Genomic DNA, 1,197 nt, shown 5'->3' with positions numbered 1-1,197 from the left:
GGCAAGCTCGACCGCAAGGCACTGCCCGCACCCGAGTACACGACCGGGAACACGGCGGGCAGTCGCCGGCCGGCGACGCCGCAGGAGGAAATCCTGTGCGCGGCGTTCGCCGAGGTCCTCGGCGTCGACACCGTCGGCGTCGACGACAGCTTCTTCGCCCTCGGCGGCCACTCCCTCCTCGCTGTACGCCTGGTGAGCCGGGTGCGGTCGGTGCTCGGGGTCGAGCTGTCGCTGCGCACCCTGTTCGAAGCGCCCACCGTGGCGGGACTTGCGGCTCGCATCGATGGCGCCGACCAAGCACGGGCCGCACTCACAGTGCGGCCGCGCCCGGAACGCCTTCCGCTGTCGTACGCGCAGCGCCGTCTGTGGTTCATCGGGCAGTTGGAAGGGCCGACTGCCACCTACAACCTTCCGACCGTGCTTCGCCTGACGGGCCAGGTGGACCGGGAAGCCCTCGACGCCGCGCTGCGGGACGTGATCGCCCGCCACGAGGTGCTGCGGACGGTGTTCGCGACCGCCGACGGCGAGCCCTACCAGCACGTCCTGGACCACGAGGACCTGGACTGGAAGCCGGGTGAGCATGTGCTGGTTGTGGTGGTGCACCACATCGCCGGCGACGAGAGCGATCCGGACAGCGTCCTGTCGCGTCAGGTCGCCTATTGGCGGGAGACGCTGGCCGGTGCGCCGGAGGAGCTGACGCTGCCCTACGACCGTCCGCGTCCGTCCGTGGCGAGTCACCGTGGGCACGGCGTTCCCTTCGACGTTCCCGCCGAAGTGCACGCACGTCTCGTGGAGGTGGCGCGCGCCGAGGGCGTGACCGTGGCCATGGTGCTCCAGGCCGCCCTCGCGGTCCTGCTGTCCCGGCTCGGCGCGGGCACCGATATCCCCATCGGATCGGCCAACGCGGGCCGCACCGACGAGGCCCTGGACGACCTGGTCGGGTACGTGCCGTTCGAGCGTCTGGTGGAGGAGCTCGCTCCGACGCGTTCCCTGGCCCGGCACCCGCTGTTCCAGGTGATGCTCACCCTCCAGAACAACGCCGACGCTGTCGTGGACTTGCCCGGTGTCCGGGCACGAGGAGCCTCGGCCGGCACACCGGCGGCCAAGTTCGATCTCGAGTTCACCGTGGGTGAGGTGTTTGGTCCGGGTGGTGTGCCTGCGGGGTTGCGGGGTGCGGTGATCGCTGCGGCGGATCTG

At 70.8% G+C, this 1,197-nt stretch carries 1 protein-coding gene; it reads left to right on the top strand.

What is annotated here, in order from left to right:
- The coding region (locus tag IH50_RS38375) for a condensation domain-containing protein (protein ID WP_037873641.1) at positions 1–1,197 on the top strand (1,197 nt) is incomplete at both ends.

It is taken from the genome of Streptomyces sp. NRRL S-37, assembly GCF_000721605.1.
Classification (GTDB): Bacteria; Actinomycetota; Actinomycetes; order Streptomycetales; family Streptomycetaceae; genus Streptomyces.
This window is presented reverse-complemented; position numbering and strand designations above follow the sequence as displayed.